Source organism: Thermomonas sp. (assembly GCF_025993755.1).
GTDB lineage: Bacteria > Pseudomonadota > Gammaproteobacteria > Xanthomonadales > Xanthomonadaceae > Thermomonas.
Genome location: NZ_JAMQHN010000006.1, coordinates 1 through 26888, shown reverse-complemented (window position 1 = coordinate 26888; position 26888 = coordinate 1). Strand labels below are relative to the sequence as shown.

Genomic DNA, 26888 nt, shown 5'->3' with positions numbered 1-26888 from the left:
GTCTCGGTGAAGGAGTCGTGGTGGACGGTGAAGGCCTTGTCCCGGGTCAACGTACCAAGGTGGCGAATGGGGTCAACCCGGCGAGGAGTGTTCACAGCCTTGCCGGTGCGGGCTGCGCCTGCGGCTATGATGGCGACGGTTGCAAGGTCAGGGCTCTTCCATGCAGGTCGTGCCATCGAATGCAGAGCTGTTTTCGCATATCCGGGTCCTGATCTCGCTGGTCGTGGGTCTGGGCCTGACCCGTTTGCTTACCGGCATTGCCCGCATCATCCAGCATCCACGCGCCAAGCCGGTCTATGGCGTGCATCTGGTCTGGGTGCTGTTCGTGTTCGTCACCCTCGTGCAGTTCTGGTGGTGGGAATTCCGCCTTGCGTCCATCGACGCGTGGAATTTTGAGTACTACCTCTTCATCATTCTCTATATCACGCTGTATTTCCTCGCCTGTACCCTGCTGTTCCCAGACAACATGGACGACTACAGCGATTATCGCGACTATTTCCTGTCGCGCCGGGCGTGGTTCTTCGGCTTTCTGGCGGCGATCTTCGTGCTGGACTTCGGCGACACCCTGATCAAGGGGCAGGCGTATTTCGCCAGTCTCGGCTGGGAATATTTCGCCCGCAACGCAGCGTTCGTCGCCCTGTGCCTGGTGGCGATGCGCAGCCGAAGCCTTCGTTTCCACGTCGCATTCGCCTGGTTGGCCATCGCCTATGAACTGACCTGGGTGGTGCGCCACTACCAGACGGTGGCTTGATCCGGCGCCCGTCTTGCGCGCGTCGCGGCGGCTGCGACGGCGGGCAATTACTATGGGCGCATCCTGATTCCGGTTGCCGCCATGGCCAAACCCGCTTCCAAAGCCAGAACCGCCTACGTCTGCAGCGAATGCGGGGCCGATTACGCCAAGTGGCAGGGCCAGTGCGAGGCCTGCGGGGCGTGGAATACGCTGTCCGAAATCGCGCTGGAAACGGCCGCACAGGCCAAATCGCCGGCGTCGCGGCGCAGCGGCTGGGCGGGCAAGGTGGATGCGCCGAAGGTGACGCCGCTGGCGCAGGTGCAAACCGACGAGCAGGCCCGCGCATCGACCGGCATCGGCGAGTTCGACCGCGTACTCGGCGGAGGATTGGCCGAAGGTGCGGTGGTGCTGGTGGGCGGCGATCCCGGCATCGGCAAATCGACGCTGCTGCTGCAGGCGCTGGCGCAGATGGCGCCGGCGCTGCCGGGGCTGTACGTGACGGGCGAGGAATCGCTGGCGCAGGTGGCCGGACGGGCGCAGCGGCTCGGGCTGCCGCTGGAGGGCTTGCAGGCGCTGGCGGAAACCTGCGTGGAGCGCATCCTCGAGCATGCGGTCAAGGCGCGGCCGCGCCTGCTGATCGCCGATTCGATCCAGACCCTGTGGACGGAAACCCTGACCGCCGCGCCGGGCTCGGTGTCGCAGGTGCGCGAGGCGGCGGCGCGGCTGGTGCGCTACGCCAAGGAAACCGGCACGGCGGTCTTCCTCGTCGGCCATGTGACGAAGGAGGGCGGCATCGCCGGTCCGCGCGTGCTGGAACACATGGTCGATGCGGTGCTGTATTTCGAGGGCGATTCCGGCAGCCGTTTCCGCGTGCTGCGCGCGTTCAAGAACCGCTTCGGCGCGGTCAACGAACTGGGCGTGTTCGCGATGTCCGACCGCGGCCTGCGCGAGGTCTCCAATCCTTCGGCCATCTTCCTGTCCGGCAGCGGCGGGCCGCAGCCGGGCAGCTGCGTGATGGTGACGCGCGAGGGAACCCGCCCGCTGCTGGTGGAAGTGCAGGCTCTGGTGGACGCTTCGCCGCTGTCCAACCCACGCCGCGTGGTGGTGGGGCTGGAAGGCAATCGTCTTGCGATGCTGCTGGCGGTGCTGCATCGCCACGGCGGGGTGATGGTCGGCGACCAGGACGTGTTCGTGAACGTGGTCGGCGGCATCCGCGTGCAGGAAACCGCGGCCGATCTGCCGGTGCTGCTGGCGGTGCTGTCCTCGCTGCGTGACCGCCCGCTGCCGGAGAAGACCGTGGCGTTCGGCGAGGTCGGCCTGTCCGGTGAGATCCGCCCGGTGCCCAACGGCGAGGAGCGGCTGAAGGAAGCCGCCACCCACGGGTTTAGGCGCGCCATCGTGCCGAAAGCGAACGCCCCGAAATCGGGCGGCTACAAAGGCATGGAAGTGATCGGCGTCGAGCGCCTGTCGCAGGCGCTGGAACAGGCGTGAGCACCGCGCTGGAGTCGACGCGCCCGCGCTGGCGTGGTCCCGGAACCTGGCTGGGAATGCTGGATGCGTGGCTGCTGGAGCCGCGCGATTCGACGCTGCGCTGGCTGCCGCGGCCGCTTCGGGAATTGCTGTGGTTCGGGCTGAAGGAGGCACGTGCCTGCCTGTTCGCCGGGCTGTTTTTCGTCGCGGTGTTCGCGATGCCGCGCGCCGGGTTGTTCGGCTTGCCGCGCTACGATGTCTTGCTGCTGTGGGCGCTGCTGGTGCAGGGCTGGATGCTGCGGGCGAAGCTGGAAAGCCGGGACGAATTCCGGGCGATCTGCCTGTTCCACGTCGTCGGCTTCGTGCTGGAGGCGTACAAGACCCGGATCGGGATGTGGAGCTACCCGGATTTCGGCTACACCAAGCTGCTCGGCGTGCCGCTGTTTTCCGGCTTCATGTACGCGGCGGTGGGCAGCTACATCATCCAGGCGTGGCGTCTGCTCGACGTGCGTATCCGCCACCATCCGCCGTACTGGATGGCGGTCGGCGCGGCGCTGCTGATCTATGCCAACTTCTTCACCCATCATTACATCGGCGACTACCGCTGGTACATCGCGGCGCTGGTGTTGGGACTGTATGCGCGCGCCACCGTGGTGTTCCGGCCGCGCGACCGCGACCGTCGCATGCCGCTGCTGCTGGCGTTCGTGCTGATCGGGTTCTCCCTGTGGCTGGCGGAGAATTTCAGCACCTTCCACGGCATCTGGCGTTACCCCAACCAGATGGGCGCGTGGTCGCGCGTCCACATCGGCAAGTGGAGCTCATGGTCGCTGCTGGTGATCATGACCTTCACCATCGTGGCCGGACTCAAGCACGTGAAGGCGAGCATCCACGTGCCGGAGGATTGAGCTCCCGGCAATGCCGGGTTGATTGGCGTTGCCTGCCTCAATGTCCGCCGCCGGCCGGGCCGCCGCCCTTGGCGCCGAACGGTGGCCTGGCCAGCCAGACGAAGGCGATCACGGCGAGGAACAGAATGCCGAGCAGGTGGAAGATCTCGTTGAAGCTGATCTGCGCGGCCTGATTGGAAATCATCATCTCGACCACCGCGGCGCCGTGCTGGAGATCGCCGCCGCCGTAGGCCGCCACCTGCTGCAGGGCGGCCGGATCGAGCCGGGAGACATGTTCGGTCATCTGCGCGTGGTGGAAGGCGCCGCGCGAGGTCCAGGCGTAGGTGGTCAGCGAGGCGGAGAAGCTGCCGCCAAGCGTGCGCAGGAAGGTCATCAGGCCGGAGCCCGCCGAGATTTCGTGCAATTCCAGGTCGGACAGCAGGATCTGCAGCACCGGCATGAAGAACAGCGCAACGCCAATGCCCTGGAAGAATTGCACCCAGGCGACGTGGGAGAAATCGACGTCGAGGTTGAATGCCGAGCGCATGAAGCTGGTCAGCGACATGGCGACGAAAGCGAAGCTCGCCAGGATGCGCAGGTCGAAGCGGTTGGCGTATTTGCCGATGAAGGGCGTAAGCACGATCGGCAGCAGGCCGATCGGCGCGGTGGCGAATCCGGCCCAGATCGCGGTGTAGCCCAGGTCGTACTGAAGCCACAGCGGCACCAGGATGCCGACGCTGAAGAAGGCGCCGTAGGCCAGCACCATGGCCAGGGTGCCGGTGGCGAAGTTGCGGTGGCGGAACAGGCGCAGGTCGACGATCGGGTCGTCGTCGGTCAGTTCCCAGATCACGAACACCGCAAGCCCTATCGCCGCGACGATGGCGAGAGCGACGATCAGCGGCGAGGCGAACCAGTCCTCGTCGTTGCCGAGGTCGAGCAGGATCTGCAGCGCGCCGACGCCGAACACCAGCGACATCAGCCCGACGTAATCCATCTTCGGCTTTTCCAGCTTCTCCGGCCGGCCCTTGAGCTGGCTGCCGACCACGGTGCTGGCGAAGATGCCGATCGGGATGTTGATGAAGAAGATCCATTCCCAGCTGTAGTTGTCGGTGATCCAGCCGCCGAGGATCGGCCCGGCGATGGGCGCGACCACCGTCACCATCGCCAGCAGGGCGATGGCGTGGCCGCGCTTGGCCGGCGGATAGATCGACAGCAGCAGGGCCTGGGTCACCGGATACATCGGTCCGGCCAACAGGCCCTGCAATGCGCGCGCCACGACCAGCAGGCCCATGGTGTGGGCCATGCCGCACAGGAACGAGGCGCAGACGAAGCCCAACGTGGACCACATGAACAGCTTGCGCTCGCCGTAGTGGCGCGCCAGCCAGCCGGTCAGCGGCAGTGCGATCGCGGTGCTGACCGCGAATGAGGTGATGACCCAGGTGGCCTGGTTGGCGCTGCCGCCGAGATTGCCGGAAATGGTCGCCAGCGAGACGTTGGCGATGGTGGTGTCCAGCACCTGCATGAAGCTCGCCAGCGCCAGACCGAGCGTGGTGAGGGCGACGTTCGGCGGCCGGAAATCGGCCAGTGTCGGCTTGGAGGCTTCCTGCCCGGGCGGGATGCCGGACGCGCCTTCCTGATCGGCGATGCTGCTCATGTGGCGCGGCTCAGCCCCGAGGGTTGCCGGGCAGATTGCTTTCGATGATCGATTCGATCCGCGCGTCCGCCTCGTGCAGCTGGCGCGCGTAGGCGTCGGTGCGCAGCACCGGCTTGTCGGCCGGCGTGGCCGGCAGGACCGGGCCGCTCTGGTCGTGGACGTCGACCGTCACCGCCATGCTCATGCCCAGCCGCAGCGGATGGTCGGCAAGCTGCTTGCGGTCGATCGCGATCCGCACCGGGATGCGCTGGACGATCTTGATCCAGTTGCCGCTGGCGTTCTGCGGCGGCAGCAGGGCGAAGGCGCTGCCGGTGCCCATGCCGAGACTGGCCAGCCTGCCGTTGTAGGTGACGTTGCCGCCGTACATGTCGGCGGTCAGGCTGACCGGCTGGCCGAGGCGAAGGTTGTGCAGCTGGGTTTCCTTGAAATTGGCGTCGACCCAGACCTCGTCCAGCGGGATCACCGCCATCAGCGGAGCGCCCGGAGCGACCCGCTGGCCGAGCTGGACGCTGCGACGGGCCACGTAGCCATCGACCGGGGCGACGATCGCGGCGCGCTGCACGGCCAGATAGGCCTCGCGCAGCTGGGCGGCGGCGGCCTGCACCTGCGGCTGGCTGGCGACGGTGGTGGCGTCGACGAGAGCGCGGCTGCGCGACAGTTGACCCTGCGAAGCAGTGAGCGCCGCGCGGGCAGCGTCCAGGCCGGCGCGCGCGTGCGCCAGTTCCTCGGCCGACACCGCGCCGCTGGCGACCAGGCCGCTGCGCCGCGCCACGTCGTCCTGCGCCTGCCTGAGCGCCACCTGGCGCGCGGCGATGTCGGCCTGCGCGCTTTCCACGCTGCTGTACAGCCCGCGCACCTGGCGCACGGTGCCGGCAAGGTTGGCTTCGGCGCGCTCCAGCGCGACCTTGGCGTCGTTCGGGTCGAGCTGCACCAGCACCTGGCCGGCGCGCACCCGCATGCCGTCGTCGGCGTTGATCGCCACCACCGTGCCCAGCGTCTGCGGGGTGATGCTGACGATGTTGCCCTGCACGTAGGCGTCGTCGGTGTCCTGCTCCCAGCGGGCGATCAGGAGGTAGTACGCCAGCCAGGCGATACCGGCCACCAGCAGGACGATGGCGAGGATCGTGAGTGCGCGCTTGCGCTTGCCGTTGCCCGGCCGCAGCGCGGTTTGCGAGGCCGGCAGGGTGGGGCCGCTGCCGGTGGAGGTGTTCGGGGTGGTTTCGGTGGTCATGGCGGTTTACTTGGAAGCGGTCGGGTCGGGGGCGGACGGTGCGATCCCGCCGCCGAGCGCCTGGTCGAGGTCCACGCTGGCGGTGCGCCGCTGCGCGCGCAGGCTGGACAGAAGCTGGTCGAGCTGGAGCACCGGCTGTTCGGCGGACAGCACGTCGAGCCGGGTGGCCAGCCCGGCGCGGTAGCGCTGCTGGACCTGCGCATGAGCGCTGGCGGCGGCGGTGCGCGCCTCGGTGGCGCTGGCGATCTGGTCGTCCAGAGCGCGCGCCGCCTGCACCGCGTCGGCGACTTCGCGGATGGCGTTGAGCAGGGTCTGGTTGTAGGTGGCGACCGCAAGATCGCGATCGGCTTCGCTGCCGCGCAGCTGGCTGCGCAACAGGCCGCCTTCGAAGATCGGCAGGCTCAGCGCCGGCCCGCCGTTGAGCAGCAGGGCCTTGCTGTTGAACAGGTCGGACAGGCCGCCGGACACCAGCCCGACGATCGCGCTGAGGTTGAGGCTGGGATAGAAGGCCGCCTTGCTTGCGTCGATGCCGCGCTGCGTGGCTTCCACCCGCCAGCGCGCGGAAACGACGTCGGCGCGACGCGCCAGCAGGTCGCTGGACAGTTCGGAAGGAATGGCGAGCCGAGGCTGCGCCAGCTGCGGACGGGTGATCGAAAGACCGCGATCCGGATCGGCGCCGATCAGGGTGGCCAGCGCGGTGCGCAGGGCGTCGATGCGCTGGCCGGCCAGCTGCGCCTGTTGCTGCGCGGCGGCAGCGGCGCTGCGCCTGGAATCCACCGTGATGCCGTTGTCGATCCCGGCCTGCCTGCGCTGTTCGGACAGATGCAGCGCGCTGGCGCTGCGGGCGAGCTCGGCCTGCGCGGTGTCCTGCAGGTCGAAGGCTTGCGACAGTGCGATGTAGGTGCGGGCAATATTGGCGGCCAGCGTCACCCGTGCCGCACGGGCGTCGATTTCGGCGGCGTGGGCGTTGTCCACCGCCGCTTCCCAGCGGTTGCGCGACTGGCCCCACAGGTCCGGGCTGAATTTCAGGCTCAGCATCAGCACGTCGGCGACGTTGAGCTTGCCGCCGACTTTCGGCCCGGCCAGTCCTTCGGGCAGCTGGATGCCGTTGATCTGGGCGCTGGCGCCCACCGACGGCAGCCGCGCGGCATCGGCCACGCCGGCTTGCGCCTGGGCCTTGCGCGCGCGCGCGTCGGCCATGGCCAGCGTCGGCGAATTTTCCAGTGCCTCGTCGATCAATGCATCCAGTTGCGGATCGCCGAAGGTGCTCCACCAGCGTTCATCGGGCCAGGCCGCGGGCGACAGGGCGACGTTGCCGAGGGTGCGGCTGGCAGACAGCGTGGCCGGGTCGCGCGGTGTCTGCGCGAAGGTCAGCGGGCCCATCGACGTGCAGCCGGACAGCAACGCGGCCCCGCACGTGAGCAGGAACAGGGATCGACGCATGGTTCAGTCTTCGCTGGTGAGGTTGTCCCGGACCTGTTCGAGCAGCCGGGTCATCTGGATGCGGGTGGCTTCGTCCATGCCGCGCAGCGCCCGTTCGCGCACGCGTTGGCCGCATTGTTCGATGTCGCTCCAGATGGATTCGCCGGCTTCGGTCAGCTGGATGTTGAGGGCGCGGCGATCGTTCGGGTCGGCGCTGCGCGCCAGCAGGCCGCGCGCCTCGAGCTTGTCGAGCAGGCGCGTCATCGCGCCGGGGTTGAGGTTGGCCAATCGCGCGAGGTCGGTGGCGCCGGCGACACCGTTGGTGGCCAGCGACTTGATGGTGATGAACTGGCTGAAGTTCAGCGAATGGCCGGAGGCCGCGAGCTCGCGCTCCATCCGCTGCCACATGGCATCGCGGACCTGGCGGAACAGCAGGCCAAGCGCGGAACTGCTGGTAGCCGTCCTGGCGGCAGTGGAGGAGGAAGGCGTGGACATGGGCCGGCATTCTATAGCCCATGCAATAGTTGTCAAGGCAAAAAATGCCGTGACAAGGATATCGGTCGGGTCAGACCCCGTGGCGCAGCACCAGTTCCAGCACGAATTTGCTGCCGAAAAAGGCCAGCACCAGCAGCGCCATCGCGGTCAGGGTCCAGCGCACGGCGATCGTGCCGCGCCAGCCGCGCCGCCAGCGGCCCAGCAGCAGGGCGCCGAACGCCAGCCACGACAGGATGCTCAGGATGGTGTGGTGGACGATGTGCTGGGCGAACAGGTTTTCGACGAACACGGTGCCGGTCAGCAAGGTCGCCGTGAGCAGGACGAAGCCGGCGCCGATGGTGCGGAACAGCAGGGTTTCCAGTTCGGTCAGCGGCGGCAGGGCGCGCAGCCAGAGGCTGAATTCACGCCGGCGCAGCGCGCGCTCCTGCGCCCACAGGAACATCGCCAGCACCGCGGCCAGCGACAGCGTGGCGTAGCCGAGCAGGGCCAGCCAGGCGTGCAGCAGCAGCTGCCAGCCCAGCGCTTCGGGCCGGACCGTGTGGCCGTACAGGCCGTAGGCCAGCAACAGCACGGCGGCCAGCGGAAACACCACCACGCCCAGCGCCCGCGCCGACCCTCCGGCGGCGCCCAGCACCGTGAGCGCGGCCATGCCCAGGCCCACCAGCGACAGCGCGGCGAAGAAATGCAGGTCGGTGGAACCGGTCTGGTACCAGCCTTGCCAGTGGGCGAAGGCGTGCAGCAGAACCGCCGGAATCGCCGCCCACAGCCAGGTGCGGCCGCGGGACTCGCCCGACGCGCGGGCATCGCGCACCAGCAGCAGCGTCGCGATGGCGTAGAGAACGGCGGCGAGGACGTTGGCGAGCATGGGGAAAGTGTCGCACAGCGGCGGTACCCGGCGCCGGCCCGGGAGCCGCGTCAGGTGAAGCGCAGCACCTGGCCCTCGCGGTCGAAGGCGGCGAAATCCGAGACTCTGCCGTCGTTGATTGCGTTGACCATGAAGCGTAATGGCTGAGCGGCCTCGTCGGCGCTGGGGGCGATCCCGCCGCGGCCGTCGAGGCTGCCGACGAACACCATGTCCCACTCCTGGCCGGTGGTGGCCGATTCCGCCTTCAGCGCGGCGAACCCGGCGATCTCGTGCGGCGCCTTGTCCACGCACAGGCAGGGGCTGATGGTGCCGCCTTCGCGCCGTTCGAAGCGTTCGCGCTGGGCCGCAGTCGCGTTTTCCGGCAGTTCCACCCGGGCGAATACGAAGAGCAATCGCTGTGGCTCGGGTTGCTGGCGGGCGGCGGTAAGCAGGTCGTCGAAGCTGGCAAGTTCCATCGGGTCGATCCGGCGGGCGGGCAGGGCGCGACCCTAGCATGCGGACGGCAGCGGCGTGGCCCGGTTGCGGAAAATCTTGATCGTGGTCAAACGCGAAAGCCGATCAGGGCCTATCCTGCACGGGCAACACCTCCGAGCCCCGGCGCCTACGTCTTCGGATAGGGCGCCCGGGCCGTGGCGGCGACGCCACTGGGTCGGCCTCGGAAACGGGCCCGCCTCCCGCGTTTGGAAAGGAGCAACAACATGGCGTCCCTCGTCGACGGCTTCGGCCGGAGTTTTCCCTATCTGCGGCTGTCGCTGACGGAAGCCTGCAACTTCCGCTGCAGCTACTGCCTGCCGGACGGCTACCGCGCCAACGGTCGTCCGACCTTTCTCGAACAGGACGAGATCCGCCGGCTGCTGCGCGGTTTCGCCGGGCTGGGCATGCGCAAGGTGCGGCTGACCGGCGGCGAGCCCAGCCTGCGCAAGGACCTGCCCGAGATCATCGCCATCGCCGCCGGCACCCCCGGCGTGCGCAAGGTGGCGTTGACCACCAACGGCTGCCTGCTGCTGAAGAAGGCGCGGCAGTGGCGAGAGGCCGGCCTGACCGCGCTCAACGTCAGCGTGGACAGCCTCGACGCGGCGCGCTTCCAGGCGATCACCGGACACGATCGCTTCCAGGACGTGATCGACGGCGTGGAACTGGCACTCGGGCTGGGCTTCGATTCGGTCAAGCTCAACGCGGTGCTGCTGCGCGGGCTGAACGACGACGCGCTGCCGCAGTGGCTGGACTATCTGCGCGAGCGCGATGTGTCGGTGCGCTTCATCGAACTGATGCGCACCGGCGACAACAAGGATTATTTCGAACGCCATCACGTGCGCGCGGAAACGCTGCGGCAGCAGTTGCTCGACGCCGGCTGGACGCTGGTCCCGCGTGCGGCGGACGCCGGCCCGGCGCTGGAATTCCGCCGCCCGGACTATCGCGGCCGGATCGGCATCATCGCGCCGTATTCGAAGGATTTCTGCTCCGGCTGCAACCGCCTGCGGGTGACGGCGCGCGGCGACCTGCGGCTGTGCCTGTTCGGCGAGTTCGGCATCCCGCTGCGCCCGCTGCTGCAGTCGGACGACGACCACGAGGCACTGATGGGGCGGATCGCGACCCAGCTCGGACTGAAGGCGGCCGGACACGGCCTGCATCAGGGCAACTCCGGCATCACTCCGCACCTGGCGTCGATCGGAGGCTGAGGCGATGGCCGACACCGACAGCGCGGCCTTCCACATGGCCGACATCCGCAGCAAACGCGCCACCCGCCGGCGTGCGGTGGCGGTGGGCGAATTCATCGCCGGCCCGGATGCGTTCCCGGTCGTCGTCGAACGTCGCCTGCCCAAGGGCGATGCGCTGGTGATGGCGGAAATCGCAGGGCTGCAGGGCGCGAAGTCCGCCTCGAACCTGATGCCGCTGTGCCATCCGCTGTCGCTGGAACTGGTGCGCGTGCGCTGCCTCCCGATGGCGGAGCGCCACGTCATCCGCGTGTATTGCGAGTGCGCGACCGAGGCCCGTACCGGCGTCGAGATGGAGGCGCTGGCCGGCGTCAATGCGGCCCTGCTCACGCTCTACGACCTGACCAAGCCGGTCGAGCCGGCGCTGGCGATGACCGGCACGCGACTGCTGTTCAAGGAAGGCGGCAAGAAGGGGCTGTGGATCCATCCCGACGGCATGAGCGATGAGGAACGCGCCCACTACCGCCCGCAGGCGCTGCCGCGGCTCGACGGCGTGCCCTGCGCGGTCATCACCCTAAGCGACCGCGCCAGTTCCGGCGAGTACGAGGACCGCTCCGGACCGGAACTGGTGAACGGGCTGCACCGGCTCGGCGCCGACCTGGCGCACGTTGAGGTGCTGCCGGACGGGATCGATCCGCTGGCCGAGCGGCTGCGCAAGCTGTCTGCGCAAGGGGTGCGGATCTGCCTGTGCAGCGGTGGCACCGGGCTGGGGCGGCGCGACGTCACGCCGGAAGCGCTGCGGATGGTGGCCGACCGGCCCGTGGAGGGCCTGGCCGAACTGCTGCGCAGCGCCAGCGCCGAACACACGCCGCTGGCCTGGCTCAGCCGCGCCGAGGTCGTGCAGCTGGGCGGCATGCTGGTCTTCGCGCTGCCGGGCAGCCCGCGCGCGGCGCGCCAGTGCATGGACATCCTCGCGCCGCTGCTGGCGCACGCGCTGGCGATGATCGACGGCAGGCCGCACGCATGATCGGATATGCCGAAGCTCTGGAGATCCTGCTGCGCGAAGCGCCGGCGCCGCAGGTGCAGCGCACGGCGCCTGCCGTCGGGCAGGTGCTGGCCGAGGCCGTCGCCAGCCCGGAAGCGCTGCCGCCGTTCGACAATTCGGCGATGGACGGCTTCGCGCTGCGGGTCGGGCCGGACGGTGCGAGCGCCGGTGCGGAATTCGACGTGCGTGGCGCGCAGGCGGCCGGCGATGCGGCGGCGGTTGCGGGCCAAGGCGCTTGGGAAATCATGACCGGGGCGCGGGTGCCCGATGGCCTGGACGCGGTGATTCCGGTCGAACAGGTTGCCGTGCTGGCGCGCGGCGCCGACGGGCGCCCGCGGCGCATCCGCCTGAATGCCGATTTGCCGATGGGCCAGCACATCCGTTGCGCCGGCGAAGACGTGGCGGCAGGAGCGCTGCTGCTGGACAGGGGCGTTTGCCTCGAGGCCGCGCAGCGGATGCTGCTGTCCGCGGTCGGCGTGGCCGAGGTCGCCGCGGTGCGCCCGCCGCAGCTCGCCCTGATCAACACCGGCCGCGAACTGGTCGATGATCCGGGGCAATCGCTGGCCTCCGGCGAAATCCGCAACAGCAATGGCCCGTATCTGGCGCAGAAGATCATTGACGCCGGCGCGCTGCTGGTGCGGCGTGCCACCGTCGGCGACGATGCCGATGCCTTCCGCGCGGCGCTGCGGCAGTCGCTGGATGCCGGCGCGCGGCTGCTGCTGAGTACCGGCGCGGTGTCGATGGGGCGCCACGATTTCGTGCCCGATGCGCTGCGCGACCTCGGCGCGACGATCCATTTCCACAAGGTCCGCATCCGACCCGGCAAGCCGCTGCTGTTCGCGACCCTGCCGGACGGCCAATTGTTCTTCGGCCTGCCCGGCAATCCGGTCTCCAGCGCGGTCGGCATGCGCTTCTTCGTCGAACCGGTGCTGCGCCGGATGCTCGGCCTGCCGGACGAGCGTCCGCTGCGGCTGCCGCTGGCCGAGCCGTACCGCAAGCGCCATCCGCTGCGGTTCCACCTCAAGGCCAGCGTGTCCGTCGCCGCAAATGGGCGCGTGCTGGCGCGGATCCTGCCGGGGCAGGAGTCGTTCAGGATTGCGCCGATGGCGCGCAGCAATGCCTGGATCGTGCTGGGCGAGGATATTGGCGATCTCGATGCGGGCGCCTTGGTCGATGTCCATGGGCTGTCGCACTGGCGCGGCCCGCAGTTGACGGGAAATTGAGCGATGAAAGTCGAAGTGAAGCTGTTTGGCGCGTTCCGGGATTTCGAGAAAGAGGCACTGGTGACGCTGGACCTGGCGCCGGACGCGCGGGTGGAAGACGTGCGCAACGGCCTGGCCGCCTACGCCGGCGCGCACTGGCCGCAGTTCTGCCCGAAGCTGCTCGGGCATTCCGCGTTCGCCAGCGAGCACGCGGTGCTGCGCGAAGGTGACCCGGTGCCGGCCGACGGCAAGATGGCGGTGCTGCCGCCGGTCAGCGGAGGCTGAAATGGACGCGCCAGGCCGACACCACTGCGCCGTCGTCGATATCGCGCGCGAACGTCTGGATCCCGCCGCCGCGCTGGAGTTCGTCTCCGATCACGGCTTCGGCGGCATCACGATGTTCGTGGGCCGGGTACGCGACCTCAACCACGGTCGTGTCGTCACCGGCGTGAGCTATGACATGTTCGACGCGCTGGCGCTGAACGGATTCGCCGGGATCGCCGCGCGCTGCGACGCCGAGTTCGGGCCGAAGCTCAAGCTCTACATCGCCCACGCCAAGGGCCGGCTCGGCATCGGTGACCTGGCCGTGGTCGTGGCGGCCGGCACCCCGCACCGCGACGAGGCGTTTCGCGCCTGCCGGATGGCGATCGAGGCGGTCAAGCACGAGAGTCCGGTGTGGAAGCAGGAGCACTACGCCGACGGCGACAGCGTCTGGAGCGAAGGTTGTTCGCTGTGCGGGCACGCTGAGGCGCGTGAAGCGGCGGGCGAGGGGGCGTCGTCGTGAAGGTGCAGCTGCAGGGCCAGTCGCTGCGGCTGCGCATCGACGAGGCCGAACTGGCGCGGCTGCGCGACGGTCGGGACGTGGTGAATCGCACCGTCCTGCCGGGGCCGGATGCCTTCGCCCAGAGCGTCGTCCTGGGCGATGTCGCGCATGCGACCCTGTCCGGTGGCGCGAGCGACTGGCGGCTGGTCCTGCCGCGGGCGCAGGTCGAGGACTACGTCCAGCGGCTGCCCTGCAAGGACGGGCTGCGTCATGTCCTGTCCTTGTCCGGTGGCGAGGCGCTGGACGTCGATTTCGAGGTGGACGTGCGCGACAGCGCGCGGGTGCGCGGCAAGGCCAGGCGCGAAGGCTGACGGGCGCCGGTGCCGCGAAAAGCTCCCTGACGGCCGCGCGTGGCCGTTGTTCACACTTCCGGCAGGGGCAAGGCTCCCGATTCAGGATTTTGACTCCGATCAAAAAGCCGATGGGCGAATCGGCGCACCCTGTTCCGATGGCGACGGTGGCGGCCGCTTTTTGGTTGTGCCCGAGCCCATTTCCTCGAACGGAGCAGGCGGGCCCATGGCAAAACAGAAGCTGGCAACGGCAGTCCCAACCCCCTTAATCTGCGCCGAGGCGCACGACGGGAGGGCCGCAGCATGAGCTACTTCCTCGATCGCCTGCAGTTTTTCAAGCGCAATCCCGAACCCTTCGCAGACGGCCACGGGTTCACCAAGACCGAGAGCCGCGAATGGGAGAACACCTATCGCGCGCGCTGGCAGTACGACAAGATCGTGCGCTCGACCCACGGCGTGAACTGCACCGGTTCGTGCAGTTGGAAGGTTTACGTCAAGAACGGGCTCGTCACCTGGGAAACCCAGCAGACCGACTACCCGCGCACCCGGCCGGACCTGCCCAACCACGAACCGCGCGGCTGCCCGCGCGGCGCCAGCTATTCTTGGTATCTGTACAGCGCCAACCGCCTCAAGTACCCGCTGATCCGCGGCGCGCTGCTGCGGATGTGGCGGCAGGCGCGCAAGTCGATGGCGCCGGTCGATGCCTGGGCGAGCATCGTCGAGGATCCGGCCAAGGCCAAGGCCTACAAGACCCGCCGCGGCATGGGCGGCTTCGCGCGGGTGCGCTGGGACGAGGCCAACGAGCTGATTGCGGCGGCCAATCTGTACACGGCGCGCAAATGGGGCCCGGACCGGATCATCGGTTTCTCGCCGATCCCGGCGATGTCGATGGTCTCCTACGCCTCCGGTGCGCGCTATCTCTCGCTGATGGGCGGCGCCTGCCTGAGCTTCTACGACTGGTACTGCGACCTGCCGCCCTCCAGCCCGCAGGTCTGGGGCGAGCAGACCGACGTCCCCGAGTCGGCAGACTGGTACAACAGCCGCTACATCATCGCCTGGGGCAGCAACGTCCCGCAGACCCGCACCCCGGACGCGCATTTCTTCACCGAGGCCCGCTACAACGGCACCAAGACCGTGGCCATCACCCCGGACTATGCGGAAGTGGCCAAGCTGTGCGACCACTGGCTGCATCCCAAGCAGGGCACCGACGCCGCGCTGGCGTTCGCCTTCGGCCACGTGATCCTCAAGGAGTTCCACGTCGACCAGCAGATCCCGTACTTCGTCGATTACTGCCGCCAATACACCGACATGCCGCTGTTGGTGCGGCTGGAAAGGCGCGACGACGGCCGCCTGGTGCCGGGACGCTTCCTGCGCGCCTCCGACCTGGGCGGGCTGGGAGAGGCGAACAATCCCGAGTGGAAGACGCTGGCGTTCGACGAGAACACCGGCAGCATCACCGTTCCCAACGGCTCGGTGGGCTTCCGCTGGGGCGAGAAAGGCAAGTGGAACATCGAGGAAAAAGACAGCGCCGGCCGCGAGACCCGGCTGCAGCTGAGCTTCAAGGACGGTTTCGATGCCATCGAGGCGGTCAGCTTCCCGTACTTCGGCGGGATCGAGAACGGCGCCTGGACGGCCTCCAAGTTCGACGAGGTGCTCGAGCGCAACATCCCGGTGCGCAAGCTGCAGCTGGCCGACGGGCGGGAATGGGCGGTGGCCACCGTCTATGACCTGCAGTTGGCGCAGTACGGCATCGATCGCGGCTTCGGCGGCGGCAACGTGGCGGCGAGCTTCGATGCCAACGTTCCGGGCACGCCGGCGTGGCAGGAGGTCATCACCGGCGTGCCGCGCGCGGACGTGATCGAGATCGCGCGCGAATTCGCCAGCACCGCGGCCAAGACCCGCGGCCGCAGCATGATCATCGTCGGTGCCGGCATGAACCACTGGTACCACAACGACATGAACTACCGCGGCCTCATCAACATGCTGATGATGTGCGGCTGCGTCGGCCAGACCGGCGGCGGTTGGTCGCACTACGTCGGCCAGGAGAAGCTGCGCCCGCAGACCGGCTGGCTGCCGCTGGCGTTCGGGCTGGACTGGAGCCGCCCGCCGCGGCAGATGAACGGCACCTCGTATTTCTATTTCAACTCCGACCAGTGGCGCTACGAGAAGCTCGGCATCGACGAGATCCTTTCGCCGCTGGCCGACCGCAGCAAGTACAGCGGTTCGATGGTTGACCTGAACCTGCGCGCGGTGCGCATGGGCTGGCTGCCCTGCGCCCCGCAACTCGACCGCAATCCGCTGGATCTCGTCCGCGAAGCCGAAGGCAAGGGCGTTGCGCCGGTGGACTATGCGCTGTCCAAGTTCAAGGACGGCAGCCTCGATTTCGCCTTCGCCGACCCGGATGCGCCGCAGAATTTCCCGCGCAACATGTTCATCTGGCGCTCGAACCTGCTCGGTTCCTCCGGCAAGGGCCATGAGTACATGCTCCGCCACATGCTGGGCACCCGGAACGGTCTGCAGGGCAAGGATCTGGGCGAGCGCGGCGCGACCAAGCCGGAAGAAGTGAAGTGGCATGACGAGGCGCCGGAAGGCAAGCTCGACCTGCTGGTGACGCTCGACTTCCGCATGTGCACCACCGCGCTGTATTCCGACGTGGTGCTGCCCACCGCGACCTGGTACGAGAAGAACGACCTCAACACCTCCGACATGCACCCGTTCATCCACCCGCTGTCCAAGGCGGTGGATCCGGCGTGGGAAGCGCGCAGCGACTGGGACATCTTCAAGGGCATCGCCGAAACGGTCTCCGGGATGGCACCAGGCGTGCTGGAAACGGTGAAGGACCTGGTTCTTGTGCCGACCCTGCACGACACTCCGAACGAGTTGTCGATGCCGCTGGGCGTCACGGATTGGAAAAAGGGCGAGTGCGAGGCGATTCCCGGCAAGACCATGCCCTCGATGGCCGTGGTCGAACGCGATTACCGCGACATCTTCAAGAAGTACACCTCGCTCGGCCCGCTGCTGGACAAGCTCGGCAACGGCGGCAAGGGCATGAACTGGGATACCAGGGACGAGGTGAAGTTCCTCGGCGATCTCAACCATCGCGTGCGCGAGGAAGGCGTCAGCCAGGGGCGGCCGCAGATCGATTCTGCCATCGACGCCTGCGAGGTCATCCTGCATCTGGCGCCGGAAACCAACGGCCATGTGGCGGTCAAGGCGTGGGAGTCGCTGGGCGGCTTCACCGGCCGCGACCACACCCATCTGGCGGTCGGCAAGGAGCACGAGGCGATCCGCTTCCGCGACATCCAGGCGCAGCCGCGCAAGATCATCTCCAGCCCGATCTGGTCGGGACTGGAAGACGAGCACGTCAGCTACAACGCCGGCTACACCAACGTCCACGAACTGATCCCGTGGCGCACCCTGACCGGGCGCCAGCAGTTCTACCAGGACCACCAGTGGATGGTCGATTTCGGCGAGGGCTTCATGCAGTACCGCCCGCCGGTCGACACCAAGACGGTCGCGCCGCTGCTCGGCAAGAAGCCGAACGGGCACAAGGAAATCCTGCTGAACTGGATCACCCCGCACCAGAAGTGGGGCATCCACAGCACCTATTCCGACAACCTGCTGATGCAGACGCTCTCGCGCGGCGGCCCGATCGTGTGGATGAGCGAGGACGACGCCCGCGAAGCCGGGATCGAGGACAACGACTGGATCGAGCTGTTCAACGTCAATGGCGCGGTGGCCGCGCGCGCCGTGGTCAGCCAGCGCGTCAAACCCGGCATGGCGATGATGTACCACGCGCAGGAACGCATCATCAACGTGCCCGGCAGCGAGATCACCGGTACCCGCGGCGGCATCCACAATTCGGTCACGCGCGTGGTGCTCAAGCCCACCCACATGATCGGCGGCTACGCCCAGTACGCCTACGGCTTCAACTACTACGGCACCTGCGGCACCAACCGCGATGAAGTCGTGATCGTGCGCAAGATGGACAAGATCGATTGGCTGGAAGAGGAGGCCACGGGATTGGCGCATCAGGGGATCGACCTGGAGAAATCCAATGTCTGACCGGATGCCCGTTCCCCCGTTTTCCGATTCCCGAATCCACAATCCCGGAGCCAACCCATGAAAGTCCGCGCACAGATCGCGATGGTGCTGAATCTGGACAAGTGCATCGGTTGCCACACTTGCTCCATCACCTGCAAGAACGTGTGGACCTCGCGCGAAGGCGTGGAATACGCGTGGTTCAACAACGTGGAGACCAAGCCCGGCATCGGCTACCCGAAGGAGTGGGAAAACCAGGACAAGTGGAACGGCGGCTGGGTGCGCACCCGGGCCGGCAAGCTGGTTCCGAAGGCCGGCGGGCGCTGGCGGCTGCTGTCGAAGATCTTCGCCAATCCCGACCTGCCGCAGATCGACGACTACTACGAGCCGTTCGATTTCGACTACCAGCGCCTGCACGAGGCGCCGGACGTCCACCACCAGCCCACCGCGCGCCCGCGTTCGCTGATTTCCGGGCAGCGCATGGAGAAGATCCACTGGGGCCCGAACTGGGAGGAAATCCTCGGCACCGAATTCGCCAAGCGCAGCAAGGACCGCAACTTCGACGGCGTGCAGAAGGAGATCTACGGCGCGTTCGAGAAGACCTTCATGATGTACCTGCCGCGCCTGTGCGAGCACTGCCTCAATCCGGCCTGCGTCTCCGCCTGCCCGTCGGGCGCGATCTACAAGCGCGAGGAAGACGGCATTGTCCTGATCGACCAGGACAAGTGCCGCGGCTGGCGCATGTGCGTGTCGGCCTGCCCGTACAAGAAGATCTACTACAACTGGAAGTCGGGCAAATCCGAGAAGTGCATCTTCTGCTACCCGCGCATCGAGATGGGCGAGCCGACGGTGTGCTCGGAAACCTGCGTCGGCCGCATCCGTTATCTGGGCGTGCTGCTGTACGACGCCGACCGCATCCAGGAGGCCGCGTCCACGCCGGCCGAGAAGGACCTCTATCAGGCCCATCTGGACATCTTCCTCGATCCGTTCGATCCGAAGGTGATCGAGGCGGCCCGCAAGGAAGGCATTCCCGACAACTGGCTGGAGGCGGCGAAGGCTTCGCCGACCTACAAGCTGGCCATCGACTGGAAGCTGGCGCTGCCGCTGCATCCGGAATACCGCACCCTGCCGATGGTCTGGTACGTGCCGCCGCTGTCGCCGATCCAGTCCGCCGCCGAGCGCGGCCGCGTGGGCATGAACGGCGAACTGCCGGACGTGGCCTCGCTGCGCATTCCCGTGCGCTATCTGGCGAACATGCTCACCGCCGGCGACGAGGCCCCGGTGATCCGCGCGCTGGAGCGGATGATGGCGATGCGCGCCTGGCGCCGCGCCCGCAACGTGGACGGTGTCGAGGACACCCGCGTGCTGGAACAGGCCGGGCTGACCGTGGCGCAGGCCGAGGACATGTACCGGTATCTCGCCATCGCCAATTACGAAGACCGCTTCGTGATTCCGACCGCGCACCGCGAATACGCCAATGACGCCTTCGGCGAGCGCGGCGGCTGCGGCTTCAGCTGGGGCAACGGCTGCAGCGGCGATTCCCCGGCCGACCTGTTCACCCAGCGCAAGACCGCCCGCTATTCGGTGCATCCAAACCGGCAGGAGAAATTCGAGGTGCTCGAATGAGCCTGCTCAAGCTGGTCGGCGTGCTGCTGGACTATCCGCAGGATGCGCTGTGGGAGCACGGCGAGGAACTGCTGGCCGCCGCCGAGGCCCCGCGATTGTCGAAGGCGCGGCGCGCGCAGCTGGTTGCCTTCGTGCGCGAACTGCTCGAGACCGATCCGCTGGAGGCCCAGGAGCGCTGGCTGCTGCTGTTCGACCGCGGTCGTTCGATGAGCCTGCTGCTGTTCGAGCACATCCACGGCGAGTCCCGCGACCGCGGGCAGGCGATGGTCGACCTGATCTCGGCCTATCGCAAGAACGGCTTCGAATTGTCGGCCAGGGAACTGCCGGACTACCTGCCGTTGCTGCTGGAATACCTCAACCAGCGTCCGGCGGAAGAAGCGCGCGACTGGCTCAAGCACGTCAGCCACATCGTCGGACTGCTGGCCGCGCGCGCCGGCGAGCGCGGCAGTCCGTACGCGCTGCTGCTGGAGCTCCTGGTCGAACTGGCTGACGGCAAGGTCGATCTCGCGCCGCTGCGCAAGCGCGCCAGCGAAGAGCCACGCGACGACACCATCGAGGAAATGGATCGGCTGTGGGAAGAGGAGGCGGTGCGCTTCGGCGCGGATGCCCCCTCCGAAGACTGCGCGCCGCCCACCCGCCGCCCCGCCACCGCCCAACGACAGGTGCAGCCATGAGCTATTTCGATGTCTTCTGGTTCCAGATTTATCCCTACATCGCCATGGCGGTGTTCTTCGTGGGCAGCCTGGTGCGCTTCGACCATTCCATGTACACGTGGCGCAGCGGCTCCAGCCAGCTGCTCTCCACGCGCGGAATGCGCATTGGCAGCAACCTGTTCCACGTCGGCATCCTGGTCGTGCTCGGAGGCCACATCGTCGGCCTGCTGACGCCGCATTCGCTCTACACCATCTTCATCAGCCAGGAAAACAAGCAGATGCTGGCGATGGTCGTGGGCGGGACTTTCGGCGTGCTCTGCCTGGTTGGCATGGTGATCCTGATGTGGCGGCACCTGTTCAATCCGCGCATCCGCGCCACCGACAACTGGCGCAACGTCCTGCTGCTGGCGCTGCTGATGGCGCAGCTGCTGCTCGGGTTGAGCACGATCTTCCAGTCCGCGCACCATCTCGACGGCAGCGTGATGACCTTGCTGGCCGATTGGGCGCAGCGCATCGCCACGTTCCGCGGCGGCGCTGCCGAGATGATTTCCGGCGTCCACTGGGTCTACAAGGCGCACATCATCCTCGGGCTGACGCTGTTCCTGATTACGCCGTTCACCCGCCTCGTGCATATCTGGAGCATTCCGCTGAGCTACCTGTGGCGTCCCTACCAGGTGGTGCGCCGGCGCCAGCCGCCGCTGCGCTACGGGCCGAGGGACTGATCCATGGGCGAGCGCAAGCCGGGCAGCCGCGAGTTGCCGATCACCGTCATCGATTCGGGCAGGTCGGTGGCGCAGGAAACCCACGCGCACCATCACGACGACGCCGGCGAAGGGCCGCGCACGTTGGGGCAGGCCGCGCCAAGCTTCCTGTTCGTGGGCGACACCGCGATCAGCGAGGCCGAGATTGCGCGCGAGATGCAGTTCCACCGGGCGATGAAGCCGGAGCAGTCGCGCGCCGACGCGGCGCGTGCGCTGGTGGTGCGCGAGCTGCTGCGGCGCGAGGTCGAGCGGCTCGGGCTGATGGACGAGGTGGAAACCAGCGGCGGCGAGGCGATCGAGGAGGCCTGCATCCGGGTCCTGCTGGAACGCGAAGTGGAAAACCGCGTGCCCAGCGAAGACGATTGCCGGCGCTATTACGACCAGAATCCCGAGCGCTTCCACGCGCCCGACCGGATTCGCGTCCGCCACATCCTGTTCGGGGCCGCGACCGACGACGTCAACGGCCGCTTCGATGCCCGCAGTCGCGCCGAAAACGCGATCGCCGAGTTGAAGCAGCAACCGCATCTGTTCGCGGATCTTGCGCTGCGCCTGTCCGACTGCCCGTCGAAAGACGATGGCGGCGACCTCGGCTGGATCGAACACGGACAGACCACGCCGGAATTCGACCGCCAGGTGTTCCGCCTGCGCGAAGGACTGGCCGCGTTCCCGGTGGAGTCGCGCTGGGGCTACCACGTGGTCTGCGTCGATGCGATCGCCGCCGGCGAAAAACTTGCGTTCGATCAAGCCCGCGCGCGCATCTCCGACTATCTTGAACTGCAGGTGCGGCAGCGCGAACTCCAGCTCTATCTGCAGGGCCTGCAGGAGCGCTTCGAAGTGCGCGGGCTGGCCGAGATCGAGGCGGAGGCGGGCTGAGCGAAGTTTCGCGCGTCCGCATCCTCCTGCTCCAGCAATACGTCAAACGGAAACGCGACCATGCAAGAGCAAGTCGAGATCAGCAACGCGCGCCGCCAAAGGGCACTCTGGCTGAGTACCTTCGCCTTCGGCGTCTGCTTCGCCATCTGGGTGGTCTTCTCGATCATCGGCATGAAGCTCAAGGAGGAGCTGGGCCTGTCCGACACCCAGTTCGGCCTGCTGGTGGCCACGCCGGTGCTGACCGGCTCGATCAGCCGCCCGGTCCTCGGCATCTGGTCGGAGATGATCGGCGGGCGCCGTGTCTTCGCCTTGACCATGCTGGTGGTGGCGGGCTTCGCCTATGCCCTGCCTTATGCAGGCAACTTCCCGGTGATGCTGGCGCTGGGCCTGGGTCTGGGCCTGGCGGGCGGCACCTTCACGATCGGCGTGGTGTACGTTTCGGCCTGGTTCCCGCGCGAGAAGCAGGGCACGGCGCTTGGGTTGTTCGGCATGGGCAACGTCGGCGCGGCCGTCACCAGCTTCGGCGCGCCGCTGCTGCTGGCGGTGATGGACTGGCGGCATGCGATCAACGTCTATGCCACGGCGGTTCTCGTCACCGCGGTGCTGTTCTACCTGCTGGCCGAGCCGGCGCCGAAGAGCGCGGCCAGTGCGGGCCAGCCGGCTTCCCTCAAGGAGCGACTGGCGCCGCTGGGCAACCTGCAGGTGTGGCGGTTCTCGCTGTACTACTTCCTCGTGTTCGGCGGCTTCGTGGCCCTGACCTCGTGGCTGCCGCGCTATTACATGGGTGTGTACAAGGTCGACATCGCCACCGCCGGCATGCTGGCGGCCAGCTTTGGTCTGCCGGCGACGATCTTCCGCGCTTTCGGCGGCGTACTGGCCGACCGCTATGGCGCCCGCAAGATCATGTACGTCTCGTTCTCGGTGTGCATGGTCGGGTTGTTTCTGCTGTCGTATCCGAACACCCATTACGTGATCGAAGGCATCCACGGGCCGATCGCCTTTACCATCGCGCCGACCATGATCGAACGCGCGATCGTGCTGTTCATCCTCGGCTTCGTGATGTCGCTGGGCATGGCGGCCGTGTTCAAGCACATCCCGACCTACTATCCCAACCACGTCGGCTCGGTCGGCGGTGTGGTCGGCATGATCGGCGGTCTCGGTGGCTTCGTCCTGCCGATCGCCTTCGGCGTGATGAACGACCTGGTCGGCATCTGGAGCAGCTGCTTCATGCTGCTGTTCGCCATCGCCCTGACCAACCTGCTGTGGATGCATTTCGCGATCCTGCGCGCCAACCGCGCCCGCCATCCAGAGCTCGCCCGCGACACCGATCTTCCGGAAATCATGGCCGCGCAGGAAGCCGCGCGGCATGCCCGCGCTGCGGCCGAGGCGGCAAGCGAAGCCGCGCGCGCGGCCGCGGCGGCGGCGGAAGCGGCGCGCAAGCGGGCGGGATAGGAGGCGGCGCGGGGAAGCTCCGGGCAACGCCGATCAAGCCGGCGTTGCCCTGGCCCGCGGCCTAATGAGCCGGCGTAGCGACACGAAGCGATTGCAGCCCGCGCCGCAGCGCGCCGATGAAAGTCGCCGTCCAGGCGCACATCGCCACCACCAGGAACAGATCGGCGAGCACGTCGAGGAAATCCAAGTGCATCGCGCGCACCAGCTGGTGGGTGCAGGCCGCGTACATGCCCAGCGGGAACACCGCGCCCCAGTACAGCGGGTCGTAGCGCAGCGGGAAGCGCTTGTAGACGTGGCGCCAGACGCCCAGCACCAGCAGCATCGGAATCCACCAGGTGCCGGTGGCCCAGTAGAACACCGTGAAGCCCTTGATGAAGGGCAGGACCGAGGTCAGGAACGGCGCCTCGTGGGCGTTGAGGATCAGCAGCGAGCCGGCCAGGGTGGAAATGGCCATCGCGCCCATGTTGATCCAGTACGGCGGCGACAGGTCGTGCGGCTGGAAGCGGAAAAAGGTGTAGCGGTAGAAAATCAGCGACATCATCCAGATGTAGAGCATCCCGCCCCACAGCCACATCGACAGCGCGAAGTAGTTGAGTTCGAGCTTCCACGGCTGGCCGGTGCGCGCGGCCAGCAGGGCGCTGAGCACGGTCAGCGACTGGGTGGCCACGACCGCCAGCAGCCAGCCGCCGCTGATGCCGCGATCGAGCGTCGGCTTGTCTTCCTTGACCGTGAGTACGGTGAAGATCGTGTAGGTCAGCACCAGCCACAGTGCGACCGCCAGCGTCCACAGCATCCAGCTTTCGCGCAGCGCCGAGCGCAGCAGCAGGAACTGCGATCCGAGCACGCCGGTGGCGGCGACCATGGTGAAGAAGGCCGGGCCGAGCAGGTGGTCGAACAGGTCGCCGAGGAATGCGCGCGGATAGCGGATCAACCGGAGCAGGTACAGCACCCAGAGCAGGACGTAGAAGACGAGGTTGAGGACGAACATGGCTTCGGCCAGCCGCGGCCAGCCGCGCATCCAGGCGGCCAGCGAGACGATGCCGGTGGCCATGACCATGCCGAAGTAGGCGGGCGACAGGTTTTTCAGGCCACCGTGCGGTACGGGTTCGTTCATCGGTCCAGCGTCAGGGTTCGGAGGAGGCCAGTCGGCGCACGCATGCGCGCAGGCGATCATTCAGACTAGACCGGCGTGGCCTCGGGAATTTGATCGTGATCAATCTGCGTTGACGTCTGCGGCGACGGCGTTCGGTGGGGCGGACGCCGTCAAAGCAGCAGCGCGACCGCTTTCACCTGGGCCCACAGCACCATTCCTTCGCGCAACTGCATCCGCTGCAACGAGCGGTGCGAGATCCGCGCCAGCAGCGGACGGCCGCCGGCGTCCAGCCGCACCTGCACCTGCCCGCCGGGCAATTCGTCCAGCGCGACGATGCGGGCTTCGAGCAGGTTGAGCAGGCTGGAATCGTCGTGGCGCGTCAGGGCGAGGCTGACGTCGCGGGCGAGGATGCGCACGCGCAACATGGTGCCGGACGGGTGTGCAGCGCCCTGTGCGTGCAGCGTGCCGGCGGCGGTGCGCAGGGTCAGCAGTCCGTGCGGGTCGCGGTCGATGATCTCGGCTTCGAGCACCACGCCGGCGTCGTCGCGCAGCGCCAGCGGCAGGTCGGGCCGGTTGAGCAGGTCCAGGGCGAGGCCCGAAGCGACGACGCGGCCGGCGTCCAGCAGCACCAGATGATCGGCCAGTCGCGCCACTTCCTCGATCGCGTGCGTGACGTGCAGGATCGGAATGCCGGCCTCCCGGCGCACGGCTTCGAGGAAGGGCAGGATCTCGGCGCGCCGTGGTGCGTCGAGCGCGCTCAGCGGTTCGTCCAGCAGCAGCAGTCTGGGGGTGGTCACCAGTGCTCGCGCCAGCGCCACCCGCTGACGTTCGCCGCCGGAGAGCGTGTCCGGGCGACGCGACAGCAGGGGCGCCAGCGCCAGGCGTTCGATCCAGGTGTCCAGCACGGCGGTTTGCGCGCCGGCGCGCTTCCAGCCGTAGCGCAGGTTGCCGGCCACCGACAGATGCGGCAGCAGCGCGGTTTGCTGGAACACGACGCCGACCGGGCGACGGTGCGGCGGCAGGCAGGTGTTTGCGTCCTGCCAGGTCTCGCCGGCGATCTTCAGCGTTCCCTGTGCGCTGGGTTCCAGTCCCGCGATCGCGCGCAGCAGCGTGGTCTTGCCGCAGCCGGAGGGGCCGAACACGACGGTCGTCCCGGAGGCCGGGAGTGCAAGCGCCACGTCCAGCCGAAAATCCCCGCGCGCCAGTTGCAGCGCGATGTCGATGGTTGCGGCACGTTCAGTCATTGGCCATCGCCGTGCGTCGGCCCAGCCATTGCATCAGCAGCAGCAGGGCGAACGAGAACAGCAGCAGGCCCGCCGCCAGCCGGTGGGCGTCGCCGTAGGCCATGCTCTCGACCTGATCGTAGAGCAGCACCGACAGCACCCGGGTTTCGCCCTCGATGTTTCCGCCCACCATCAGCACCACGCCGAATTCACCCACGGTGTGGGCGAAGCCGAGCAGGGCGCCGGCCAGCAGCGAAGGGCGGGCCAGCGGCAAGACCACGCTGAGGAACCGGTCCAGCGGCGAAGCGCGCAAGGTCGCAGCGGCATCCAGTGTGGCCTGCGGGATGCCGGCAAAGCCTGCCTGCAGCGGCTGCACCACGAACGGCAGCGAATACAGCACCGAGGCCACGAGCAGGCCGTTGAAAGTGAATGCCAACGTTCCAAGCCCCAGTGTCGATGTCAACTGGCCGATCGGCCCCTGCGGCGCGAACGCGACCAGCAGATAGAAGCCGAGTACGGTCGGCGGCAGCACCATCGGCAGCGCGACCACCGCGCCGATCGGCGCGCGCCAGCGCGAGCGCGTGCGCGCCAGCCACCAGGCAAGCGGCGTCCCCAGCACCAGCAGGATCAGCGTGGTCAGGCCGGCCAGCTTGAACGACACCCAGGCGGCCATGAGCCATGCCGGGGTTGTCGAGGCGGCATCCATCGACGTTCAGTCGTAGCCGAGCGTGCGGATTCGTGCGCGCACTGCCGGGGTTTGCAGGTAACGCAGGAAGCCGCGCGCGGCGGCGTTGTTGCGGCCGTGACGGAGCAGCACGGCGCTCTGCACGATCGGCTTGTGCCACGTGGTCGGCACTTCCCAGGACGAACCCGCAGGGCGTCCGCGCGCCGTCTGCACCAGCGAAGCCGGCAGCAGGCCCAGCGGCGCGGCGCCGCTGGCGACGAACTGCGCCGCCTGACCGACGTTTTCGCCGATCGCCAGCCGCGGCTGCAGTTCGTTCCAGCGCCGCAGGTACAGTAGCGTTTCGCGGGCGGCAGCGCCGTAGGGGGCCAGCTCGGGATTGGCGATCGCCAGCCGGGTGATGTTGCCCCGGCGCAACAGCGCCTCGCCATCGCGGGCGAGGTTGGGGTCGCGGCTCCACAGCACCAATCGGCCGGTGGCGTAGTCCTGCAGGGTGCTGGCGTCGGCAAGCCCTTCGTTGGCCAACAGCCGCGGGGTCGAGGCGTCGGCGGCCAGCAGCGCGTCGAACGGCGCGCCGTTGTGGATCTGGGCGTAGAGCTTGCCGGTCGAGGCCGATGAAATCGTGATGCGATGACCGCTGCGGCGTCCGTAATCGGAGGCCAGCGCGCGCGCGATGTCCGCGAAGTTCGCCGCGACCGCGATTCGGGCGGTGACCGGC

Annotated in this window: 25 protein-coding genes and 1 riboswitch; of the genes, 15 read left to right on the top strand and 10 right to left on the bottom strand. The window is 67.9% G+C overall.

The genetic code is table 11. From position 1 onward, the window contains the following. Positions 1-169 precede the first annotated feature (169 nt). The 3 genes from Q0X16_RS00465 to Q0X16_RS00455 all read left to right on the top strand — a co-directional run bounded on the left by Q0X16_RS00465 (position 170) and on the right by Q0X16_RS00455 (position 3105). Positions 170-751 carry a hypothetical protein gene (locus Q0X16_RS00465; RefSeq protein WP_297829443.1) on the top strand — a complete coding sequence of 194 codons (582 nt, stop codon included), beginning with the start codon at positions 170-172 and terminating at the stop codon, positions 749-751. A gap of 81 nt (positions 752-832) precedes the next feature. Beyond that, complete coding sequence (gene radA / locus Q0X16_RS00460; RefSeq protein ID WP_297829440.1) at positions 833-2221, top strand: DNA repair protein RadA; 1389 nt, start codon at positions 833-835, stop codon at positions 2219-2221. Then, complete coding sequence (locus Q0X16_RS00455; protein ID WP_297829437.1) at positions 2218-3105, top strand: DUF817 domain-containing protein; 888 nt, start codon at positions 2218-2220, stop codon at positions 3103-3105. The genes radA and Q0X16_RS00455 overlap by 4 nt, the downstream gene beginning before the upstream one ends. A 37-nt stretch (positions 3106-3142) precedes the next feature. Here Q0X16_RS00455 and Q0X16_RS00450 read toward each other — a convergent pair whose 3' ends face one another. From Q0X16_RS00450 to Q0X16_RS00425, 6 genes are all read right to left on the bottom strand, one after another. Further along, entirely contained in the window at positions 3143-4738 is a 1596-nt protein-coding gene (locus Q0X16_RS00450) for a DHA2 family efflux MFS transporter permease subunit (RefSeq protein ID WP_297829435.1), read from the bottom strand. A gap of 10 nt (positions 4739-4748) precedes the next feature. After that, positions 4749-5969 (bottom strand): efflux RND transporter periplasmic adaptor subunit, encoded by a 1221-nt coding sequence (locus Q0X16_RS00445; RefSeq protein WP_297829431.1) that lies wholly within the window; start codon positions 5967-5969, stop codon positions 4749-4751. A 6-nt stretch (positions 5970-5975) separates the two neighbouring features. Next, entirely contained in the window at positions 5976-7412 is a 1437-nt protein-coding gene (locus Q0X16_RS00440) for an efflux transporter outer membrane subunit (protein WP_297829428.1), read from the bottom strand. Between the two features lie 3 nt (positions 7413-7415). Next, on the bottom strand, positions 7416-7886 hold the full coding sequence (locus Q0X16_RS00435; RefSeq protein WP_297829425.1) for a MarR family transcriptional regulator: 471 nt from the start codon (positions 7884-7886) through the stop codon (positions 7416-7418). Positions 7887-7956: 70 nt separating this feature from the next. Beyond that, positions 7957-8751, bottom strand: a complete 795-nt coding sequence (ccsA, locus tag Q0X16_RS00430; RefSeq protein WP_297829423.1) for a cytochrome c biogenesis protein CcsA — start codon at positions 8749-8751, stop codon at positions 7957-7959. A 50-nt stretch (positions 8752-8801) separates the two neighbouring features. Then, positions 8802-9206: a ribonucleotide reductase subunit alpha gene (locus Q0X16_RS00425; protein WP_297829420.1), complete on the bottom strand. Its 405-nt coding sequence runs from the start codon at positions 9204-9206 to the stop codon at positions 8802-8804. A gap of 118 nt (positions 9207-9324) precedes the next feature. Beyond that, a riboswitch (molybdenum cofactor riboswitch) is annotated at positions 9325-9458 on the top strand. Between Q0X16_RS00425 and moaA the strand changes: the two genes are divergently transcribed. The 12 genes from moaA to Q0X16_RS00365 all read left to right on the top strand — a co-directional run bounded on the left by moaA (position 9450) and on the right by Q0X16_RS00365 (position 23172). Further along, a complete protein-coding gene (gene moaA, locus Q0X16_RS00420; protein WP_297829418.1) occupies positions 9450-10430 on the top strand; it encodes a GTP 3',8-cyclase MoaA in 981 nt (326 codons plus the stop codon). Its footprint overlaps the riboswitch before it by 9 nt. A gap of 4 nt (positions 10431-10434) precedes the next feature. After that, positions 10435-11433, top strand: a complete 999-nt coding sequence (moaCB, locus tag Q0X16_RS00415; protein ID WP_297829415.1) for a bifunctional molybdenum cofactor biosynthesis protein MoaC/MoaB — start codon at positions 10435-10437, stop codon at positions 11431-11433. Beyond that, positions 11430-12674, top strand: a complete 1245-nt coding sequence (locus tag Q0X16_RS00410; protein WP_297829412.1) for a molybdopterin molybdotransferase MoeA — start codon at positions 11430-11432, stop codon at positions 12672-12674. Before moaCB ends, Q0X16_RS00410 begins: the two co-directional genes overlap by 4 nt. 3 nt (positions 12675-12677) lie before the next feature. Then, positions 12678-12938 (top strand): thiamine biosynthesis protein ThiS, encoded by a 261-nt coding sequence (locus Q0X16_RS00405; RefSeq protein ID WP_297829409.1) that lies wholly within the window; start codon positions 12678-12680, stop codon positions 12936-12938. Between the two features lies 1 nt (position 12939). After that, a complete protein-coding gene (locus tag Q0X16_RS00400) occupies positions 12940-13437 on the top strand; it encodes a molybdenum cofactor biosynthesis protein MoaE (RefSeq protein ID WP_297829406.1) in 498 nt (165 codons plus the stop codon). After that, complete coding sequence (locus Q0X16_RS00395) at positions 13434-13787, top strand: hypothetical protein (RefSeq protein ID WP_297829403.1); 354 nt, start codon at positions 13434-13436, stop codon at positions 13785-13787. Before Q0X16_RS00400 ends, Q0X16_RS00395 begins: the two co-directional genes overlap by 4 nt. Positions 13788-14069: 282 nt before the next feature. Next, a complete protein-coding gene (locus Q0X16_RS00390) occupies positions 14070-17831 on the top strand; it encodes a nitrate reductase subunit alpha (protein ID WP_297829400.1) in 3762 nt (1253 codons plus the stop codon). 57 nt (positions 17832-17888) lie between these two features. Continuing rightward, entirely contained in the window at positions 17889-19433 is a 1545-nt protein-coding gene (narH, locus tag Q0X16_RS00385) for a nitrate reductase subunit beta (RefSeq protein ID WP_297829397.1), read from the top strand. Then, the gene (gene narJ / locus Q0X16_RS00380; protein ID WP_297829394.1) at positions 19430-20107 is read left to right on the top strand and encodes a nitrate reductase molybdenum cofactor assembly chaperone; all 678 of its coding nucleotides are present in this window, start codon (positions 19430-19432) and stop codon (positions 20105-20107) included. The genes narH and narJ overlap by 4 nt, the downstream gene beginning before the upstream one ends. Beyond that, a complete protein-coding gene (narI, locus tag Q0X16_RS00375) occupies positions 20104-20808 on the top strand; it encodes a respiratory nitrate reductase subunit gamma (RefSeq protein ID WP_297829391.1) in 705 nt (234 codons plus the stop codon). Before narJ ends, narI begins: the two co-directional genes overlap by 4 nt. A 3-nt stretch (positions 20809-20811) precedes the next feature. Then, the gene (locus Q0X16_RS00370; RefSeq protein WP_297829388.1) at positions 20812-21720 is read left to right on the top strand and encodes a peptidylprolyl isomerase; all 909 of its coding nucleotides are present in this window, start codon (positions 20812-20814) and stop codon (positions 21718-21720) included. Positions 21721-21780: 60 nt separating this feature from the next. Next, complete coding sequence (locus Q0X16_RS00365; RefSeq protein WP_297829385.1) at positions 21781-23172, top strand: MFS transporter; 1392 nt, start codon at positions 21781-21783, stop codon at positions 23170-23172. A 61-nt stretch (positions 23173-23233) separates the two neighbouring features. On the opposite strand, the gene Q0X16_RS00360 is transcribed toward Q0X16_RS00365, so the two are convergent. From Q0X16_RS00360 to modA, 4 genes are all read right to left on the bottom strand, one after another. Continuing rightward, the gene (locus tag Q0X16_RS00360; RefSeq protein ID WP_297829382.1) at positions 23234-24286 is read right to left on the bottom strand and encodes a tellurite resistance/C4-dicarboxylate transporter family protein; all 1053 of its coding nucleotides are present in this window, start codon (positions 24284-24286) and stop codon (positions 23234-23236) included. Positions 24287-24435: 149 nt separating this feature from the next. Then, entirely contained in the window at positions 24436-25509 is a 1074-nt protein-coding gene (modC, locus tag Q0X16_RS00355) for a molybdenum ABC transporter ATP-binding protein (RefSeq protein ID WP_297829379.1), read from the bottom strand. Then, positions 25502-26161: a molybdate ABC transporter permease subunit gene (gene modB, locus Q0X16_RS00350; RefSeq protein ID WP_297829376.1), complete on the bottom strand. Its 660-nt coding sequence runs from the start codon at positions 26159-26161 to the stop codon at positions 25502-25504. Before modB ends, modC begins: the two co-directional genes overlap by 8 nt. Before the next feature lie 39 nt (positions 26162-26200). Continuing rightward, positions 26201-26888, bottom strand: a 688-nt coding sequence (gene modA, locus Q0X16_RS00345; RefSeq protein ID WP_297829372.1) for a molybdate ABC transporter substrate-binding protein, incomplete at its 5' end; no start/stop codon positions are given.